Annotated in this window: 16 protein-coding genes; 11 read left to right on the top strand and 5 right to left on the bottom strand. The window is 60.8% G+C overall.

The window, feature by feature from the left end; all coding sequences use genetic code 11:
• Positions 1–120: 120 nt before the first annotated feature.
• From U5G49_RS09800 to U5G49_RS09790, 3 genes are all read left to right on the top strand, one after another.
• Positions 121–396: a hypothetical protein gene (locus tag U5G49_RS09800; RefSeq protein WP_193442220.1), complete on the top strand. Its 276-nt coding sequence runs from the start codon at positions 121–123 to the stop codon at positions 394–396.
• Between the two features lie 142 nt (positions 397–538).
• Positions 539–694, top strand: a complete 156-nt coding sequence (locus U5G49_RS09795) for a hypothetical protein (RefSeq protein WP_003539654.1) — start codon at positions 539–541, stop codon at positions 692–694.
• 36 nt (positions 695–730) lie between these two features.
• Positions 731–865 (top strand): hypothetical protein, encoded by a 135-nt coding sequence (locus U5G49_RS09790; RefSeq protein ID WP_018445350.1) that lies wholly within the window; start codon positions 731–733, stop codon positions 863–865.
• Positions 866–1043: 178 nt separating this feature from the next.
• On the opposite strand, the gene gyrA is transcribed toward U5G49_RS09790, so the two are convergent.
• Complete coding sequence (gene gyrA, locus U5G49_RS09785) at positions 1044–3884, bottom strand: DNA gyrase subunit A (protein WP_130652383.1); 2841 nt, start codon at positions 3882–3884, stop codon at positions 1044–1046.
• Between the two features lie 236 nt (positions 3885–4120).
• Between gyrA and U5G49_RS09780 the strand changes: the two genes are divergently transcribed.
• Positions 4121–4768: a MarC family protein gene (locus tag U5G49_RS09780; RefSeq protein WP_018242015.1), complete on the top strand. Its 648-nt coding sequence runs from the start codon at positions 4121–4123 to the stop codon at positions 4766–4768.
• 100 nt (positions 4769–4868) lie between these two features.
• Here the strand turns inward: U5G49_RS09780 and U5G49_RS09775 are convergent, their stop codons facing one another.
• Positions 4869–5378 (bottom strand): single-stranded DNA-binding protein, encoded by a 510-nt coding sequence (locus tag U5G49_RS09775; protein ID WP_047621829.1) that lies wholly within the window; start codon positions 5376–5378, stop codon positions 4869–4871.
• Positions 5379–5661: 283 nt separating this feature from the next.
• Here U5G49_RS09775 and uvrA point away from each other — a divergent pair, with 283 nt between their 5' ends.
• Genes uvrA through U5G49_RS09760 form a run of 3 tightly spaced genes read left to right on the top strand, consistent with a single transcriptional unit; the run spans position 5662 to position 9872 of the window.
• The gene (gene uvrA / locus U5G49_RS09770) at positions 5662–8583 is read left to right on the top strand and encodes an excinuclease ABC subunit UvrA (RefSeq protein ID WP_018242012.1); all 2922 of its coding nucleotides are present in this window, start codon (positions 5662–5664) and stop codon (positions 8581–8583) included.
• Positions 8580–9041, top strand: coding sequence for a GNAT family N-acetyltransferase (locus U5G49_RS09765; RefSeq protein ID WP_018242011.1), 462 nt, complete (start codon positions 8580–8582; stop codon positions 9039–9041). Before uvrA ends, U5G49_RS09765 begins: the two co-directional genes overlap by 4 nt.
• Positions 9042–9065: 24 nt before the next feature.
• Positions 9066–9872 carry a DUF72 domain-containing protein gene (locus U5G49_RS09760; protein WP_193442218.1) on the top strand — a complete coding sequence of 269 codons (807 nt, stop codon included), beginning with the start codon at positions 9066–9068 and terminating at the stop codon, positions 9870–9872.
• A 109-nt stretch (positions 9873–9981) separates the two neighbouring features.
• On the opposite strand, the gene U5G49_RS09755 is transcribed toward U5G49_RS09760, so the two are convergent.
• Positions 9982–11001, bottom strand: a complete 1020-nt coding sequence (locus U5G49_RS09755) for a DUF808 domain-containing protein (RefSeq protein WP_018242009.1) — start codon at positions 10999–11001, stop codon at positions 9982–9984.
• A gap of 478 nt (positions 11002–11479) precedes the next feature.
• A complete protein-coding gene (locus U5G49_RS09750; RefSeq protein ID WP_193442216.1) occupies positions 11480–12952 on the bottom strand; it encodes an NAD(P)H-hydrate dehydratase in 1473 nt (490 codons plus the stop codon).
• A 343-nt stretch (positions 12953–13295) separates the two neighbouring features.
• Here U5G49_RS09750 and U5G49_RS09745 point away from each other — a divergent pair, with 343 nt between their 5' ends.
• From U5G49_RS09745 to hspQ, 3 genes are all read left to right on the top strand, one after another.
• Complete coding sequence (locus tag U5G49_RS09745; protein ID WP_003579240.1) at positions 13296–13634, top strand: P-II family nitrogen regulator; 339 nt, start codon at positions 13296–13298, stop codon at positions 13632–13634.
• A 78-nt stretch (positions 13635–13712) separates the two neighbouring features.
• Positions 13713–15122 carry a type I glutamate--ammonia ligase gene (gene glnA, locus U5G49_RS09740; RefSeq protein WP_011651961.1) on the top strand — a complete coding sequence of 470 codons (1410 nt, stop codon included), beginning with the start codon at positions 13713–13715 and terminating at the stop codon, positions 15120–15122.
• 159 nt (positions 15123–15281) lie between these two features.
• The gene (hspQ, locus tag U5G49_RS09735) at positions 15282–15611 is read left to right on the top strand and encodes a heat shock protein HspQ (RefSeq protein ID WP_018242006.1); all 330 of its coding nucleotides are present in this window, start codon (positions 15282–15284) and stop codon (positions 15609–15611) included.
• 113 nt (positions 15612–15724) lie between these two features.
• Here hspQ and U5G49_RS09730 read toward each other — a convergent pair whose 3' ends face one another.
• A complete protein-coding gene (locus U5G49_RS09730) occupies positions 15725–16387 on the bottom strand; it encodes an invasion associated locus B family protein (protein ID WP_017994059.1) in 663 nt (220 codons plus the stop codon).
• A gap of 284 nt (positions 16388–16671) precedes the next feature.
• On the opposite strand from U5G49_RS09730, the gene U5G49_RS09725 reads away from it, so the two are divergent.
• Positions 16672–18474 (top strand): extracellular solute-binding protein, encoded by a 1803-nt coding sequence (locus U5G49_RS09725; protein WP_193442214.1) that lies wholly within the window; start codon positions 16672–16674, stop codon positions 18472–18474.
• Positions 18475–18532: the final 58 nt, after the last annotated feature.

Genomic DNA, 18532 nt, shown 5'->3' with positions numbered 1-18532 from the left:
TTTGACGCCTTTTGTCACGGATGACGCCTTCTCGCAAGTGATTTACCCAGCTCCGGCTAGAGCGCCGCGCGTCTTTTCAGACACGTAAAGGACGTTATGCGTCGGGCGGTTAAACGGCGGATGAATGGCCCGTTCAAGACCGTTTCAGACAGGATCTGCTTAACTCGGATCATCAAAGCAGCCGATGCCATTCCGGCATCCGGCGCTCCCCGAAAGACCAGGTCCATGCTGATCGTGCTCATTGCAGTTGCCGTCGTTTTCTCCCTCGCCGCCGAGATGGCCTATGGTTATTTCGCCGATCGTTACGAGATGAGCTGGGTGCGGCCAGAGCTTGCCGAACATACGGCGATCGTACGCGCCCAAGGCCGGCTGCGCGAAAACGGACTTCGAATCTGAACGCCAGATGAACGAGACATTCAAGGAGGCTTCAGATCGCCATTGGTAAACACCCCTCAACATCCGGCGGAACCATTTTCAAACGGATGCGTTCATTCAACCGACCCCATAGATGCGATTAGCGCGGCAGGAAGGACTAAAGATGCCCGGTAAGATTACGATGATTAACGTGCTCTGGATGGTAATGGTCACGGGCATGCTGACCGCAACTGTCGCTCTCTATGATCAGAAGGTCGATACGTCCAAGGTTTATGGTCCCTATGCTTCGGCCCGGACGGCCGTGCTGGGCCAGTACTGAGGGGCGAGAACGCAACTCCCCAGGAAAGGAATGCCTATGTTCACGATCTTGACAGTGCTCACCGCCCTCATCAGCGTCATGTTCATCGTGTCTGTGGCCTCGACGATTTCAGCGCTCCGGCGCGAAGGCGAAGAGGTGAAAGCTCTGAACGAAAAACATAGAGCGTTCTGACGTTCCTTCCTCTCCTCTTCCCACCCTTGAGCGGCACCCTTCCGTCGCCAGGGCTATTCAAAGCCGGATGCACCCAGCGTTCGGCTTTTTCTTTGGGCGTGATCTCAATCCGCCTCGGACTTGAGAAAAAGGGCGTCTGAAAAGAAAAGGGCGGCTCGAAGCCGCCCCGTTCATCTGATCATTCCTCGGCTGGCCCGGCCGGATCGCCATCGGCAATCGGCGCCTCGTCGCCGCCACCTTCGTCGGCAGCACCTTCCTCGATAGCAGCAGCAGTACCTTCGGCGACCTCGACGTTCTCTTCCGTCTCATCCTCCTCCGGCTCGCTGATGCGTTCGACCGAGACGACCTTTTCGTCCTTGGCCGTCGAGAAGATGGTGACGCCCTTGGTGGCGCGGCTGGCGATGCGGATACCGCCGACCGGCACGCGGATCAGCTGGCCGCCATCGGAGACCAGCATGATCTGGTCGCCGTCATCGACCGGGAAAGCCGCCACCAGTTCGCCGATCTCGCCTGTTTTCGACGTATCGGTGGCGCGGATACCCTTGCCGCCGCGGCCGGAGATGCGGAAGTCGTAGGAGGACGAACGCTTGCCGAAGCCCTTTTCGGAGACGGTCAGGACGAACTGCTCCAGCTGCTTCAGCTCTTCGTAACGCTCGTCGCTCAGCTGTCCCTCCTCGGTGACTTCCTCGCCAACCAACGCGATCTCCTCGGCCTCGCCCGTTGTCAGGCGCCTGTCGTTGGCGGCGCGCTTCAGATAGGCAGCACGCTCCCAAGGTTCGGCATTGACATGGCGCACGATAGTCATCGAGATGATCCGGTCACCGCCGGCAAGCGTGATGCCGCGCACGCCGATCGAGTTGCGGCCGGCAAAAACCCGGACATCGTCGACGGAGAAGCGGATGCACTGACCGAGCGCCGTCGTGAGCAGCACGTCATCATCTTCGGTGCAGGTCTCGACGGAAAGGATTTCGTCGCCCTCCTCCTCGAGCTTCATGGCGATCTTGCCGTTGCGGTTGACCTGGACGAAGTCCGACAGCTTGTTACGGCGAACCGTGCCGCGCGTCGTCGAGAACATGACGTCGAGATTGTCCCAGCTCGTCTCGTCCTCGGGCAATGGCAGGATCGTGGTGATGCGCTCGCCGGGTGCGAGTGGCAGCATGTTGATCAGCGCCTTGCCGCGCGAGGTCGGCGTACCGATCGGCAGGCGCCAGACCTTCTCCTTGTAGACGATGCCACGCGAGGAGAAGAACAGAACCGGCGTATGGGTATTGACGACGAATAGCCGGCTAACGAAATCTTCGTCGCGGGTGGTCATGCCGGAGCGACCTTTGCCGCCACGGCGCTGGGCGCGATAAGTGGTGAGCGGCACGCGCTTGATGTAACCGAGATGCGAGACGGTGACGACCATGTCTTCGCGGGCGATCAGATCCTCGTCGTCCATTTCAAGGCCGCCATCGACGATCTCGGTGCGGCGCGGCGTGCCGAACTCGTCCCGGACGGCGAGAAGTTCGTCCTTGACGATGGTCTGGATGCGGACGCGTGAGGAGAGAATATCGAGGTAGTCCTTGATTTCCTCGCCGATCTTGTTGAGTTCATCGCCGATTTCGTCGCGACCAAGGGCCGTCAGGCGGGCCAGGCGCAGTTCGAGGATGGCGCGCGCCTGCTCTTCCGACAGATTGTAGGTCAGGTCGTCATTGATGCGATGGCGCGGATCGTCGATCAGACGGATCAGGCTTTCGACATCTGCCGCCGGCCAGCGGCGGGTCATCAGCTCTTCGCGGGCCGACTGCGGATCGGGCGCCTGGCGGATGACGCGGATGACCTCGTCGATATTGGCGACGGCAATGGCGAGACCGACCAACACGTGGGCGCGATCACGCGCCTTGCGCAGCAGGAATTTGGTTCTCCGGCTAACAACTTCTTCGCGGAACGAGACGAAAGCGCGCAGCATGTCGAGCAGGGTCAGCTGTTCGGGCTTGCCGCCGTTCAGCGCCACCATGTTGCAGCCGAAGGACGTCTGCAGCGGCGTATAACGATAAAGCTGGTTGAGGATGACTTCGGCATTGGCATCGCGCTTCAGCTCGACGACGACGCGATAACCCTGGCGGTCGGATTCATCGCGCAGGTCGGAGATGCCCTCGATGCGCTTGTCGCGCACCAGCTCGGCCATCTTCTCGATCATCGTCGCCTTGTTCACCTGGTAGGGAATCTCGGTGATGATGATCTGCTCACGGTCACCGCGCATCGGCTCGATGGCAGCGACGCCGCGCATGATGACGGAGCCGCGGCCGGTCTCATAAGCCGAGCGGATGCCGGCACGGCCGAGGATCTTCGCACCCGTCGGGAAATCGGGGCCGGGAATGATCTGGATCAGTTCCGGCAGCTCGATTGCCGGATCGTCGATCAGCGCGATGCAGCCGTCGATGACTTCGGAGAGATTGTGCGGCGGGATATTGGTCGCCATGCCGACGGCGATGCCGCCGGCGCCGTTGACGAGCAGGTTCGGGAACTTGGCGGGCACCACGACCGGCTCGGAGAGAGTGCCGTCGTAGTTGTCGCGGAAATCGACGGTTTCCTTGTCGAGATCGTCGAGCAGCGAGTGGGCAGCCTTTTCGAGGCGGCATTCGGTATAACGTTCGGCCGCCGGCGGATCACCATCGACCGAGCCGAAATTGCCCTGACCGTCGATCAACGGCAGCCGCAGCGACCAGGGCTGCGCCATGCGGGCGAGCGCATCATAGATCGCAGAATTGCCGTGCGGATGGAATTTACCCATCACGTCACCGGTGACGCGGGCGCATTTGACGTATTTCTTGTTCCAGTCGATGCCGAGCTCGGACATGCCGTAGAGGATGCGCCGGTGCACGGGCTTGAGGCCGTCGCGCACGTCGGGCAGCGCGCGGCTGACGATGACGCTCATGGCGTAATCGAGATACGACCGCTGCATTTCCTCCATGATGGAGATGGGCTCGATGCCTGGCGGGAGCTTCCCGCCGCCGGGGGGTGTTTGCTCAGTCAAAACAGATCACGATCTCTTCTAGAATCACTTGAAGATTTATAGCGGAAAGCCTGTTCCCGCGCCAATTTCACAGCGCGTTTTGAACAGGCTTTTGCGGCTTAAAGACGGTAAAACATGCAAGTTGCGCGGCCGGACCGGACAAATCCGCCGCGGGCCGCTGCGGGATATTTGCCAAATCGGAATCCCCGCTTCACAATCATAAAAACCACGCACTCATATGGGGTTCCGGAGAGCCGATGGCAAGCGCCGACCAATTGATCAACGCCTTCACGACGCTTCTCGTCACCATCGATCCGCCGGGGCTCGCACCGATCTTTCTGGGGCTGACGACAGGCATGAGCCGCAGTGAGCGCACGCAGGTGGCGCTGCGTGGCTCGACCATCGCCTTCATCATCCTCGCCGTCTTCGCTCTGTTCGGCGCCGGCGTGCTCAGCGTGCTCGGGATTTCGATCGGCGCCTTCCGCATCGCGGGTGGTCTGCTGCTGTTCTGGATCGCCTTCGAGATGGTGTTCGAAAAGCGCCAGGACCGCAAGGAGAAGGCGACCGAGGTGGCGATCACCAAGGATCACATCGAGAATATCGCCGTCTTTCCCCTCGCCTTGCCGCTGATCGCCGGCCCGGGCGCGATCTCGGCGACGATCCTGCTTGCCGGCACGCTGGCGACATCCGTCGGAAAGGCGCAGCTGATCGGCGTCCTTGCCGCCAATCTGTTGCTGACTTTCCTCATGCTGCTCGTCGCCGAACGGCTGGACCGTTTCCTCGGCGTCACCGGCCGGGCGATCCTGACACGGCTTCTCGGCGTCATCCTCGCTGCCCTTGCCGCACAATTCGTCGTCGACGGCGCGAAATCGGCGCTCAACCTCATCAGCGCGACACCGCACTGAAAATCGCGGCATCTGCCGCGAAATCAAAGAAAAAGAGCATGACGCCATCCAAGGCATCATGCTCTCTCACCTCTTTCACAAAGCCAGCAAAGGCTATCGATCAGAACGGGATATCGTCGTCGAGATCCCGCGAGAAGTTGCCACCGCCGCCACCGCCGCGGCTCGGCGATGAGGCGGGAGCCGGGGCGCCGTAATCGTCGCCGTAATCGTTGCCGCCAGCGGCACTGCCACGGCCGCCGCTCGCGCCGCCGCCTTCACCGCGGCCGTCGAGCATCGTCAGCGTCGAACCAAACCCCTGCAGCACCACTTCCGTGCTGTAACGATCCTGGCCCTGCTGGTCCTGCCACTTGCGGGTCTGCAACTGGCCTTCGATATAGAGCTTGGCGCCCTTCTTCACATATTGCTCGACGACCTTGCAGAGGCCCTCGTTGAAGACGACGACAGTGTGCCATTCGGTCTTCTCACGGCGCTCGCCGGAATTGCGATCGCGCCAGGTCTCCGACGTCGCGATACGAAGATTGGCGATCGGCCGGCCATCCTGAGTGCGGCGGATTTCGGGGTCTGCACCGACGTTTCCAACCAGAATTACCTTATTCACGCTACCAGCCATACTTCTCACCCTGCCTGCCGCCCTGACCGGCGGCGTTTAATCGATCGGCGCACCTTAAACCATCACGGACCGCCGATGCGCATGGGCGGCATTTAATCCACATGTTTATCCATCAGACAGCCGCATGCATTCATCAGGAATTTTGTTCTTTATTTGTTCTAGTTTATCCGTATGATCCTGTCAACAGAATCGAAAACCTTGAGCCCTTGCGGATATTCAGCCTCGACTCGCCCGTCGGCATCACTAAATAAGGGCTGTCATCCAGAAAACCAAAGCAGAGACGATGAGCGAACTGAAGACGATCTCCATCCGCGGTGCGCGCGAGCATAATCTCAAGAGCATCGATCTCGATCTGCCGCGTAACAAGCTGATCGTCATGACCGGGCTGTCGGGTTCCGGCAAATCCTCGCTCGCCTTCGACACGATCTATGCCGAGGGCCAGCGGCGCTATGTCGAGAGCCTGTCGGCCTATGCCCGCCAGTTCCTCGAAATGATGCAGAAGCCGGATGTCGACCAGATCGACGGGCTGTCGCCGGCGATCTCGATCGAGCAGAAGACCACCTCGCGCAACCCGCGCTCGACGGTTGGCACCGTCACTGAGATCTACGACTACATGCGCCTGCTCTTTGCCCGCGTCGGTGTTCCCTATTCGCCGGCGACCGGCCTGCCGATCGAGAGCCAGACCGTCAGCCAGATGGTCGACCGCATCCTCGATTTCGGCGAGGGCACCCGTCTTTATATTCTCGCGCCGCTCGTGCGCGGGCGCAAGGGCGAATACAAGAAGGAACTGGCAGAGCTGATGAAGAAGGGCTTCCAGCGCGTCAAGGTCGACGGCCAGTTCTACGAGATCGCCGAGGCGCCGGTGCTCGACAAGAAATACAAGCATGACATCGACGTGGTGGTCGACCGCATCGTCGTGCGCTCGGATGTCTCAGCGCGCCTGGCGGACAGTCTCGAAACGTGCCTGAAGCTCGCCGACGGGCTGGCGGTCGCCGAATTCGCCGACAAGCCGTTGCCGCCGGAAGAGACGTCAGCCGGCGGATCCGCCAACAAGTCGCTGAACGAGACGCATGAACGCGTGCTGTTTTCGGAGAAGTTCGCCTGCCCAGTCTCTGGCTTCACCATTCCCGAGATCGAACCCAGGCTGTTCTCCTTCAACAACCCGTTCGGCGCCTGCCCGACCTGCGACGGCCTCGGCGCCCAGCAGAAGATCGATCCGGATCTGATCGTGCCCGAGCCCGAGCGGACGCTGCGCGACGGGGCGATCGCACCCTGGGCCAAGTCGACCTCGCCCTATTACAATCAGACGCTGGAAGCACTCGGCAAACATTACGGCTTCAAGCTCGGCACTCGCTGGAACGATCTTTCCGATGAGGCCAAGGACGTCATCCTCAACGGCACCAACGACAAGATCGAATTCCACTACGCCGACGGCGCCCGCTCCTATACGACCCAGAAGAATTTCGAGGGCATCATCACCAATCTCGAGCGCCGCTGGAAAGAGACCGATTCCGCCTGGGCGCGCGAAGACATCGAGCGCTTCATGTCGGCGGCCCCCTGCCCGGCCTGCAACGGCTTCCGCCTGAAGCCGGAGGCCCTGGCGGTGAAGATCGACACGCTGCATATCGGCGAAGTGACGGGTATGTCGATCCGCGTCGCCCGCGACTGGTTCGAGACACTGCCGGCAAGCTTCAATGCCAAGCAGAACGAGATCGCCGTGCGCATCCTCAAGGAGATCCGCGACCGGCTGCGCTTCCTCAACGATGTCGGACTGGAATATCTCAGCCTTTCGCGCAATTCCGGCACGCTGTCGGGCGGCGAGAGCCAGCGTATCCGGCTCGCCTCGCAGATCGGCTCCGGGCTGACGGGCGTGCTTTACGTGCTCGACGAACCGTCGATCGGCCTGCATCAGCGCGACAATGCCCGGCTGCTCGACACGCTGAAGCACCTGCGCGACATCGGCAACACCGTCATTGTCGTCGAACATGACGAGGATGCGATCTTGTCGGCCGACGACGTCGTCGATATCGGCCCGGCGGCCGGCATTCACGGCGGTCAGGTCATCGCCCATGGTACGCCGCAGGATATCATGGACAGTCCGAATTCGCTGACCGGCAAATATCTCTCCGGCGAACTCGGCGTTCCCGTTCCCGACGAGCGCCGCAAGCCGAAGAAGGGCCGCGAGATCAAGGTGGTCGGGGCGCGAGGCAACAATCTGAAGAACGTTACGGCGTCGATCCCGCTCGGTGTCTTCACGGCGGTGACCGGCGTTTCCGGCGGCGGCAAATCCACCTTCCTGATCGAGACGCTCTATAAATCGGCGGCACGCCGCGTCATGGGCGCGCGTGAAAATCCGGCCGATCACGACCGCATCGACGGCTTCGAGCATATCGACAAGGTGATCGATATCGACCAGTCGCCGATCGGCCGCACGCCGCGCTCGAACCCGGCGACCTATACTGGCGCCTTCACGCCGATCCGAGACTGGTTCGCCGGTCTGCCGGAGGCCAAGGCACGCGGCTACCAGCCGGGCCGTTTCTCCTTCAACGTCAAGGGCGGACGCTGCGAGGCCTGCCAGGGCGACGGCGTCATCAAGATCGAGATGCACTTCCTGCCCGATGTCTACGTCACCTGCGACGTCTGCCATGGCAAGCGCTATAACAGAGAGACGCTCGATGTTACCTTCAAGCAGAAGTCGATCGCCGAGGTGCTCGACATGACGGTGGAGGAAGGCGTCGATTTCTTCGCGGCAGTGCCTGCGGTGCGCGACAAGCTGCAATCGCTGAAGGATGTCGGCCTCGGTTACATCAAGGTCGGCCAACAGGCGAATACGCTCTCCGGCGGGGAAGCGCAGCGTGTCAAGCTTGCCAAGGAGCTGTCAAAACGCTCGACGGGGCGCACGCTCTACATTCTCGATGAACCGACGACCGGCCTGCATTTCCACGACGTCGCCAAATTGCTCGAAATGCTGCACGAACTGGTCAACCAGGGTAACTCGGTGGTGGTGATCGAGCACAATCTCGAAGTCATCAAGACGGCCGACTGGGTGCTCGATTTCGGCCCCGAAGGCGGCGACGGCGGCGGTGAGATCGTCGCGACCGGAACGCCGGAGGCGATCGTCAAGGAGAAGCGGTCCTATACCGGGCACTTCCTGAAGGAATTGCTGGAGCGACGGCCGGTGAAGAAGGCGGTTGCGGCGGAATGACGATGAGGCCAGCGTCGCCCGATGATCTGGAAACGATCGCGATGCTGACAACCGCCGCCTATCGGCCCTATACCGAGTTGTTCGGCGCTCCGCCGATCCCGGTGAGGGAGGATTACGCGCCGCGGATCCAACGCGGCGAGGTCTGGCTGCGCGAGATCGGCGGGCAAACGGCCGGCCTGGTGGTCGTCGAGCGGCATGCCGATCACCTGATGCTGTTCAGCATCGCGGTCTCGCCGGCCTTTCAGGGTGCCGGGCATGGAGTGGCGATGCTGCGCTGGCTGGAGGGCAAGGCGCGGGAATGGGCCGTGCCGGAGATCCGGCTCTACACCAATGCGCGGATGGAGCGGAACATCGCTCTCTACAGCGCCTTCGGGTTTCAGGAAACGGGTCGCCGGCCGAGCCCATATCGGCCAGGATGGACGCTCGTCGATATGACCAAAGAGATCGATGCGGCCTGAGCGGCTGCGAATGGGGAGGACAACATGACGAAATCCGGCACTATCCGCACCGGCATCGGCGGCTGGACCTTCGAGCCCTGGCGCGGGCATTTCTTTCCCGATGACCTGAAACAGAAGGACGAGCTGAATTACGCCAGCCGCCAGCTGAAGGTCATCGAGGTCAACGGCACCTATTACAGCACGCAAAAGCCTGCGGTCTTTGCCAAATGGGCGGCGGACGTGCCCGACGGGTTCATCTTTTCGCTGAAGGCGACACGTTTCGTCACCAATCGGCGGGTGCTTGCCGAAGCCGGTGAATCGATGGAGCGATTTCTGTCATCGGGCATCAGCGAACTCGGCGATCATCTCGGGCCGCTGCTCTGGCAGTTCGCGCCGACGAAGAGGTTCGATGCAGACGATTTCGAAGCCTTCCTGAAGCTGCTGCCGGCAAAACAGGACGGGCTGACGCTCCGCCACGTGGTCGAGGTACGGCACGATTCCTTCAAGGTGTCGGAGTTCGTGGCGCTGCTTTCGAAATACGGCGTGGCGCCGGTTTGCGCCGAACATTTCGAATATCCGATGATCGCCGACGTGACCGCCGATTTCGTCTATGCGCGGCTGCAGAAGGGCTCGGACGATATTGCGACCTGCTATCCGGAAAAGGACCTGAAGGCCTGGGCAGACCGGCTCAAGACCTGGGCCGAGGGCAAGGTTCCTGATGACCTGCCGCTGATCGATGGCGATCGCAAAGTGAAGACCGAGCCGCGCGACGTCTTCGCCTTCATGATCCATGAGGGCAAGGTCAATGCGCCGCATGGGGCAATCGCCCTGCAGCAGGCGCTAGCGAAATAGGCGAGGCTGGATAGTCACAACAGGGATCGTGACATTGTGGGTATCACATCGTCGGTCACGCATTCCATGAGGCTGGATATGACGCCTTGCTCGTCGACGGACTCTGGCTTTATTTTTTCCCGTCCGCCAGCGCCTCTTTTCGCCGGCGCGGCAGGAGCGATTTGAGGTACCGCCATATCGGCGAGACGGCGTAGCCTGTGACCGGAATTGCGATCAAGCCGACGACGATACCGACGATGCCCGCGCCTGCGGCCTCGACGATCCAGCGCAGCACTGATGCCAGAACGGGAACTGCATGCGCCGTCGCCTCGCCGGCATCATGGATCAGATGCGCAAGTCCGCTGATGCCATAGGCTTCGAGGCCATGAACGATGATGCCGCCGCCGACCCAGATCATGGCCGCCGTTCCGACGATGCCGAGCACTTTCAGAAAATAAGGCATGCCCGTGACAAGCCCCTTCCCGATCGAACGCAAGAAGGCGCCCATTGGAGATGCCGTCTGCAGACGCGCCAGCATCAGACCCAGATCATCGGCCTTCACGATAAGCGCCACGCCGCCATAGACCATGATCGTGATCCCCAGTCCAACGACGGCAAGGATGAGGGCCTGCGTGAACATGCTGCCTGACGGCACCGCAGCGAGCGTAATCGCCATGATTTCGGCCGACAGGATGAAATCCGTCTTGATTGCGCCGGCAACCTTCTCGTCTTCTAGCGATTTGGCATCGAGGCTTGTCGTCTCGAGTGCCGATTCATGGGCATGGGCTGCATGCGGCATCACCAGTTCGTAGACTTTTTCCACACCCTCGTAGCAGAGATAAAGCCCGCCGATCATCAGCAGCGGCGTGATCGCCTGCGGTGCGACAAGGCTCAGGATCAGTGCTGCCGGAAGCAGGATCAGAAGCTTGTTCTTCAGCGAGCCGAGCGTGATCTTGCCGATGATCGGCAATTCGCGTGCTGCCGAAAATCCGGTGACGTAGCGGGGTGTGACTGCCGCATCATCAATGACGACACCAGCCGCTTTCGCGCCTGCCTTGGCAGCCTGGCCGGCAATATCGTCGAGCGACGCCGCAGCCACCTTGGCCAATGCCGCGATATCATCAAGAAGGGCGATCAGGCCAATACTCATTCGAGCCTCCATCGAGAAGACAGACTTACGCAGTAAAAAACGGAAAGCCCGTCAACGAGAGGTGGAATCCTCCGCCGGGAAGATGCCACGCAAGGAGCGCGACGACAATGGCCGTTATTCAGCCGACATAGGGCTCAACCCGCCCTCGTCCAACGAAGGACGGACCTGCCCATTCCCGTTTCTGCGAAATCCGCGACAGAACACCCTGGCCGCATTTGCAATTGTAAAACAACCCAGCCTGCGCCCGGCCACACAGGTCGGGTGACGATGCGGATTGCTTCCGCGTTCGAGGTGCCGGAAGCCCGCAGCGCGCAGATCCGCCAGATGGCCGGATCCGCGGCGTCCGCGCTCCTAATCCTGGCCCATGCGGAGGCGCACGCGCATCGGCCCGAAAATCGGAATCGATTGCCGGAAAGCACGATGCGAGGATTAAAAGAGTTAGAGCGTCCTTTGCGCGTCCGAAAGGACGCACGGTGCTCTAAAGCGGCAATACACGGGCTGCAAGCTCCTCCGCCGTCAGCCCCTTGCCGGCGCGTTGACCTGCCTCGCCATGCAGCCAGACGCCGGCAGCCGCTGCCTCGAAGGCCGGCAGGCCCTGGGCGAGCAATCCGCCGATGATGCCGGCAAGCACGTCGCCGGAACCGGCGGTGGCAAGCCAGACGGGAGCGTTGGTATTGATGAGCGCCCGTCCATCAGGCGCGGCGATGACGGTATCGGCGCCTTTGTAAATTATCGCAGCATTGGCGCGGCGGGCGGCGGCCAAGGCCTTGTCCACCTTGCCGAGCCCCTCGTCGCCGCCGATATCGGGAAAGAGCCGCGCGAATTCGCCTTCGTGCGGCGTCAGCACCAGACGCGGCTCACCCCGGAAAAGATCAAACAGCTGTTGCGGATCGTCCTTGAACGAGGAGATGCCGTCGGCATCGAGCACCAGATGGCGATCGGCAAGGGCCGAGACGAAGCCGCGCGCCCTGGCGCCGATGCCGAAACCGGGGCCGAGGACGAAGGTTTGCAGCCGCTTGTCGGAGAGCCAGTCGCCGAGGTCGGCCTCGTCGTCGATGGCATGCAGCATGACGGCGGTCAGATGTGCGGCATTGGCGGCCATGGCCGCGCGGGGGGCGGCGATCGTCACCAGGCCGGCGCCGGCCTTCAGGCCCGAGATTGCCGACATGCGCGCGGCACCCGTCTTGTCGGCCGCGCCTGAGAAGACGACCAGATGACCGCGCTTGTATTTGTGGGTTTCCAGCTGCTCGGCCGGCAGCGCACGCTTCCAGGCGTCCGGCGTGTTCTCGGCGATGACACCGCCCGCCTCAGCGCGGATGATGCGGGCGGGAATGCCGATATCGAAGACCTCCAATTCACCGCAAAGCTCCCTGCCCGGCATCAGGAGATGGCCGGGCTTGCGGGTCATGAAGGTGATGGTATTGCAGGCCCGGAAGGCAGCCCCCAGCACCTTGCCGGTGCGGCCGTCGAGGCCGGAGGGCAGATCGATGGCCAGCACGGGAATAGCGGTCTCGGTGACGCGGCCGATCAGCGCGCGCACATCGGCCGGCACCTCGCGGCCAAGCCCCGCCCCGAACAGGCCATCGATGACGACGTCGCCGGTTTCGGGCCGATAGAGGTCGAGGTTTTGCCCCTGGAGCACGCAACCGGCTTGGGCACGGGCGGCATCGCCCTTCAGCCTGGAGGGATCGCCGAGGTGGAAGAGCGCCACCCTCGCCCCGCTCTCATGCAGATGACGTGCTGCGACATAGGCGTCGCCGCCATTGTTGCCGGGTCCGCAGAGTACGACGAAGCGCAACGCTCCGGGATGAAGGCGCAGAGCAGCGGCCGCGACCGCGGCGCCTGCCCTCTCCATCAGGTCGAAGGAGTCGATGCCGGATGCGGCAGCGGCCGCATCGACGGCGGCCATTTCGGCAGGCGTGAGAAGAAGGTCGGACAGATGTTTGATCATCACCCTATTCAATCAAAAAACGCCTAAAAAACAACCGCCTGAAACACCAAAGAGAAGGACGCAATTTAAGCATTTGCCTATATTTTCATCTCCTCGAGATGTGTATTCGCAGTTGCGAAAATACCTGACTTTTTCCGTTTCGGATGTGATTTTGATCGGAGACAATGTTTTTCCACCTATTCCGGCACCAAAACGACATGGAATTCCCCGCAAACGCGCCGGTTTTGGCAGAATCGACGACTTTTTTCGATAAGATGGATTTCAAACTGGCACGATATCTGCATCATATCCGGCGAGCGGGAAAATTCCTGCCATAACAAGAGAAGCGGAGAGACATTTTCTCATGAAAAAGATCGAAGCGATCATTAAGCCTTTCAAGCTGGACGAAGTGAAGGAAGCCCTTCAGGAAGTTGGCCTGCAGGGTATCACGGTCACGGAAGCCAAGGGTTTCGGCCGTCAGAAGGGCCACACGGAACTCTACCGCGGAGCTGAATACGTCGTCGATTTCCTGCCGAAGGTCAAAGTCGAGGTCGTACTGGCCGACGAGAACGCGGAGGCCGTCATCGATGCGATCCGCAAGGCGGCGCAGACCGGCCGCATCGGCGACGGAAAGATCTTCGTCTCCAATATCGAAGAGGTTATCCGCATCCGCACCGGCGAGACCGGCATTGATGCCATCTGACCACTTTGCCAATCGCGCAAAGTCCGTTACCGTCATCGCCGACCTAGACCGTCATCGCAAATCGGAGGAAACTCATTAATGGCGACCGCAAGCGAAATTCTGAAGCAGATCAAGGAGAACGACGTAAAGTTCGTCGATCTGCGTTTCACCGACCCGAAGGGCAAGCTGCAGCATGTGACGATGGACGTTGTCTGCGTCGATGAAGACATGTTCGCTGACGGCGTGATGTTCGATGGCTCCTCGATCGGCGGCTGGAAAGCCATCAACGAGTCCGACATGGTGCTGATGCCCGACACCGAAACGGTGCATATGGACCCGTTCTTCGCCCAGTCGACCATGGTCATCGTCTGCGACATCCTCGATCCGGTCTCCGGCGAGGCCTATAACCGCGATCCGCGCGGCACCGCCAAGAAGGCCGAAGCCTATCTCAAGGCATCCGGCATCGGCGATACGGTCTTCGTCGGCCCGGAAGCCGAATTCTTCGTCTTCGACGACGTCAAGTATAAGGCCGATCCTTATAACACCGGCTTCAAGCTCGATTCGACCGAACTGCCGTCGAATGACGACACTGATTACGAGACCGGCAACCTCGGCCATCGCCCGCGCGTCAAGGGCGGCTATTTCCCGGTTCCCCCTGTCGACAGCGCCCAGGACATGCGTTCAGAAATGCTGACGGTGCTCTCCGAGATGGGCGTCGTCGTCGAAAAGCATCACCATGAAGTCGCTGCCGCCCAGCACGAACTCGGCATCAAGTTCGATACGCTGGTGCGCAACGCCGACAAGATGCAGATCTACAAATATGTCGTGCACCAGGTAGCCAACGCCTATGGCAAGACGGCGACCTTCATGCCGAAGCCGATCTTCGGCGACAACGGCTCGGGCATGCACGTGCACCAGTCGATCTGGAAGGGCGGCAAGCCGACCTTTGCCGGCGACGAATATGCTGGCCTCTCCGAGAGCTGCCTGTTCTATATCGGCGGCATCATCAAGCATGCCAAGGCGATCAACGCTTTCACCAATCCGTCGACGAACTCCTACAAGCGTCTCGTCCCGGGTTACGAAGCACCTGTGCTGCTTGCCTATTCGGCCCGCAACCGTTCGGCCTCCTGCCGCATTCCGTTCGGCTCCAACCCGAAGGCCAAGCGCGTCGAAGTCCGCTTCCCGGATCCGACCGCCAACCCCTATCTCGCCTTCGCCGCCATGCTGATGGCCGGCCTCGACGGCATCAAGAACAAGATCCATCCCGGCAAGGCCATGGACAAGGATCTCTACGACCTGCCGCCGAAGGAATTGAAGAAGATCCCGACCGTCTGCGGCTCGTTGCGCGAAGCGCTCGAAAGCCTCGACAAGGACCGCAAGTTCCTGACGGCCGGCGGCGTCTTCGACGACGATCAGATCGATGCCTTCATCGAGCTGAAGATGGCCGAGGTGATGCGTTTCGAAATGACGCCGCATCCGGTCGAATACGACATGTATTATTCGGCCTGATCGGGCTCTGAACACAGAAAGTCCCGGCTCGCCGGGGCTTTCGCCTCCCAGGTCATGGACGCCACTAGGAGGATATGACGTTCATGTGACGAACTCGCGCAAAAATCTTGATTTGCGCGACACCAATCACCAAATTTGGTGATGAAAGGAAGTCGTACCATGAAAGAAAGAATAGCAAAGTTCAGTATTGGCGAAGTGGTTCGGCACAAGGTATTTCCGTTTCGCGGCGTCATCTTTGACGTTGATCCGGAGTTCGCGAATACGGAGGAGTGGTGGAATTCCATTCCGGCCGAGGTGCGCCCGAGCAGGGACCAGCCCTTCTATCACCTGCTCGCTGAAAATGACGAAAGCGAATATGTCGCCTACGTCTCCGAGCAGAACCTGATGAACGACGAAAGCGGCATGCCGCTTCGCAACCCACAGATCTACCAGATTTTCGATCAAGCCCCGTCAGGGCAGTTCAAACCCAAGATGAGCTTCGCCCACTAACTCAGTCGTGCTGATCGTTCAATCAAGGCCTCGCTTCTCCCGGCGAGGCCTTTTCTTTGCGCAACAAAAAACCCGGCGCAAAGCCAGGTTTCTGTTTAGAGATGGCGGCAGGATTACTGCGCCTTGGCTGCCTTCTGGGCGTCTTCCAGCTTCTTGCGGGCTTCCTCGGCCTTCTTCTGCATGCTGTCCTGCAGGCTGCGCTGGCTTTCGGCAAGCTTGGATTCGGAAACTGGTTCGCCGTCATACGCGCCAGTGAAGCCTTCAAGCGAAATCTTGATAGGGTTCGGAGCGCGGCGGAAGTTGATCGAGGTGAAGATCACGTCGCTGCCCTTCTTGAGGCTGGCGATCATCGCGTCGGTCAGCGGAATTTCGGCGGTGCACTTGTCTGGCAGGCAGACAGCGTAGTCGAGCTTCTGGCCCTTGCCGCCGTCGATCTGCATGATGACGCCGGGAGGAACGAGGCGTGCCGTGGGAACCGAGACCTGCAGGAGCTTGCGGTTGATCTTGCCGGAAACCGAGATCAGGCCGACGGCCGTAACGAGCTGGCCGCCATTGGCGAGGATCAGGTTCTGGACAACACAGATGTCGTTGTCTTCCTGCTTGCTGCAGGTCTTGTACCAGCCGAGCTTCGGCGCTCCTGCGGCCTGTGCCGGGGCATCGGCCGGAGCCTGCGCCGCCGCATCCTGTGCGAAGGAGGAGACCGGAGCCGAAGCGCCGAACACCACCGCCAGAACGGACAGTGCTGCCCGCATTTTCTTTTCAGACTTGAACATCATAACGAATTCCGTCTCCTGATATCCGTTCGGGGCAGCGTCTTGCCGCCCCAACCATCGGGTCGTTCGGCACTCCACCTCTTAAAAAAATAAGGCAAATGCATGACCCCGAAACTTCGGGTTCACCTGTTACATCGCAGCGTTCAAGATATCCAGCATTTCTTTGGCAATTTGAGGTGCATTTCGTCGCCATGCCAAAGAAATCGCCGCTCCGTGTTGGAATCGGTCGACCCCATGATAATCTCCGCGGTGAATCATGCCCGTTTTCACGGATCAAGGATTGCCGAATGCTCCGGATCGTCGTCCCCCTCGTCCTCTCGCTGCTGTGCGGCACCGTCGCCGCCGAGCCGCTGCATGGCATCGCGATGCATGGCGAGCCGGCTTTGCCGGCCGATTACAAGCACTTCCCTTACGTCAATCCCGACGTCAAAAAGGGCGGCAAGATCACCTATGGCGTGGTCGGCACCTTCGACAGCCTCAATCCGTTCATCCTGAAGAGCATGCGCACGACGGCGCGCGGCATGTGGGATCCGGACTACGGCAATCTCGTCTACGAATCGTTGATGCAGCGCTCCAGGGACGAGCCCTTCACGCTCTACGGCCTGCTCGCCGAAACGGTCGAATGGGACGACGACCGGAGCTTCATTCAATTCAACCTCAATCCGAAGGCGAAATGGGCCGATGGCCAGCCGCTGACGCCCGAGGATGTGATGTTCACCTTCGAGCTGATGCGCGACAAGGGCCGCGTGCCCTTCGCCAACCGCCTCAACGTCGTCGCCAAGATGGAAAAGGTCGGCGAGCGCAGTGTGCGTTTCACCTTCAACGACAAGGCCGACCGGGAGACGCCATTGATCTTCGGTCTCTTCCCGGTGCTGCCGAAACATGCGATCGACCCCGAAACCTTCGACCGTTCGTCGCTGACGCCGCCGGTCGGCTCCGGTCCCTACAAGGTGAAGACGGTGAAGCCCGGCGAGAGCATCACCTATGAGCGCGATCCGAACTACTGGGGCAAGGACATTCCCGCCAAGGTCGGCACCGACAATTACGACCAGATCACCGTCCAGTATTTCCTGCAGGATACGACGCTGTTCGAGGCCTTCAAGAAGGGCGATGTCGACATCTATCCCGACGGCAATCCGGGTCATTGGGCCAATGCCTATAATTTCCCCGCCGTCACCTCGGGGGCTGTGGTCAAGGACGTGTTCACGCCGAAACTGCCGAGCGGCATGCTCGGCTTCGTGTTCAACACGCGCCGGCCGATCTTTGCCGATCCCAAGGTGCGTGAAGGCCTGTCGCTGGCGTTCGATTTCGAATGGGCCAACAAGAACCTCTATTCCGGCGCCTACAAACGCACCCAGAGCTTCTGGCAGAATTCCGAGCTGTCAAGTTTCGGGGTTCCCGCCAATGCGGCCGAGCTTGCCCTGCTCGGGCCGATCAAGGACAAAATTGCGCCGGAGATTCTCGACGGCACCTACAAGCTGCCGGTCACCGACGGCTCCGGCCGCGACCGCAATGTGCTGAAACAGGCCGTCGAGCAACTGAAACAGGGCGGCTACACGATCCAGGGCGGCAAGATGCTCGATGCCTCCGGCCGCCAGCTCGCCTTCGAGATCATGACGCAGAATGCTGACCAGGAGAAGCTCGCTGTCGCCTATCAGCGTTCGCTGCAGACGATCGGCATCGCCGCTTCGATTCGCACGGTCGACGATTCGCAGTATCAGAGCCGGACGAACAGCTTCGACTTCGATATGATCATGAAGTCCTACACGTCCTCGCTATCGCCTGGAAACGAACAGCTCGGCCGCTGGTCTTCGGCCGCGAAGACCCGCGAGGGCAGCGACAGCTTCGCCGGCGCTGCGGATCCCGATCTCGATGCGTTGATCGATCACCTGCTCCGGGCGCGCTCGGCCGAGGATTTCACCGCGGCGGTGCGCTCCTACGACCGGCTGCTGCTGTCCAGCCATTACGTGCTGCCGCTCTATCATATGGGGCAGCAATGGGTGGCGCGCAGCAAACGCATCGGCCATCCCGATACGGTGCCGCTCTACGGCTACCAGCTGCCGCTCTGGTGGGATACGAGCGCCCAATAAGAAGCAGCCGGACCGCTCCGGCTTGAATGTCTCCCTTGGGGAGACGCACAGAATAAGG

The sequence above is a fragment of the Rhizobium indigoferae genome (genome assembly GCF_034554815.1).
In the GTDB taxonomy this organism is placed as follows: Bacteria; Pseudomonadota; Alphaproteobacteria; order Rhizobiales; family Rhizobiaceae; genus Rhizobium; species Rhizobium leguminosarum.
The sequence above is the reverse complement of the archived record's forward strand: the minus strand, read 5'-3'. Positions and strand labels throughout refer to the sequence as shown.